Genomic DNA, 1,182 nt, shown 5'->3' with positions numbered 1-1,182 from the left:
GCTTGCAGCCGCCGCGCGACATGTCGGGTGCTCGTGGCGCCGAGCGCGAACTGGCGAGCATCGCCAGGGACGACATGAAATGGGCGCTGCGCCTGAACACCGAGGATCGGAAGGGCAACGTCAGCTCCGCCGCCGAGGTGCTGTCGCGCGGCGACGTCGTCTATGTGGAGAAGAAGGAAGAGGGCGGCGGCTACCGGCTGCGCCAGCCGCCGAAGGTGCAGGGCGCACTGGTGGCGATGGAGCCAAAGACCGGGCGTGTCGTCGCCATGGTCGGCGGCTTCTCCTTCGCCCAGTCCGAGTTCAACCGCGCCAGCCAAGCCTATCGCCAGCCCGGTTCGTCCTTCAAGCCCTTCGTCTACGCCGCGGCGCTGGACAACGGCTACACGCCGTCCTCGGTGATCATGGATGCGCCGATCTCGCTGCCCGACGGCAATGGCGGCGTCTGGGAGCCGTCCAATTACGGCGGCGGCTCGGCCGATGCGGCAGCGCTCCTGCGGATGATCGGCGACGCGGTGCCCGCCGTCCGCGATGCCCTGCTCGCCAGGGCGACCACGCTCGGGGCGGACGTTCCCATGTGCATTGCGGGCCGTGCCGCGCGCGTCTCCGGCATCGGCGAGAAGATCAAGCCCCTCGCGAACCTGCCGGCCCTGCACATGCTGCTGGTCAATCCCGGCGTGCCGGTCTCGACACCCGCGGTCTTCGCCGCGCTGGAACAGCGTGACAACGCGCCGTTGCCGCCGGTCCCGGCGCAGGGTTTCCGCACCGCCGCCGAACTGGTCGCCTGGCTTGATGGCACCCGCAACGATCTCGCCGCACCGGCGGAGCGGCTGGCACCGCAGATCGTCGCCGTCCGCGACGCGCTGGCCGGCGACGGCGCGCTGATCGCCCGCATGTCGGGCTCGGGCGCGACCGTCTACGGGCTGTTCGAAGACGACGCCCGGCTGGCCCGCGCCCGCAGCCGGATCGCCGCATCCCATCCCGAATGGTGGCTCTCCGGTGCCCGGCACCCCGCCACCCCCGCAGACCTGACATTGGAGGCCCCATGAGCGACGAACGCTCCTTCATCGCGCTGTCCATCGCGATCCTCACCGTCTCCGACACCCGAAGCCTCGACGAGGACCGCTCAGGCTCGCTGCTGGTGGAACGGCTGACCGAGGCCGGACACCGGGTCGCGGACCGGCA

Annotated in this window: 1 protein-coding gene and 1 pseudogene; both read left to right on the top strand. The window is 71.0% G+C overall.

Annotated elements, in window-relative coordinates:
• A partial coding sequence (locus SI859A1_RS22400; protein WP_148233681.1) for a 4-(cytidine 5'-diphospho)-2-C-methyl-D-erythritol kinase occupies positions 1–1,046 on the top strand: 1,046 nt, incomplete at its 5' end.
• Positions 1,043–1,182, top strand: a pseudogene (locus tag SI859A1_RS21945) (molybdenum cofactor biosynthesis protein B); the annotation flags it as partial. The gene SI859A1_RS22400 and the pseudogene SI859A1_RS21945, both read left to right, overlap by 4 nt.

Source organism: Aurantimonas manganoxydans SI85-9A1, assembly GCF_000153465.1.
GTDB classification, from domain to species: domain Bacteria; phylum Pseudomonadota; class Alphaproteobacteria; order Rhizobiales; family Rhizobiaceae; genus Aurantimonas; species Aurantimonas manganoxydans.
Note: the sequence above shows the minus strand (reverse complement) of the source record. Positions and strands in the feature narration are given on the sequence as shown.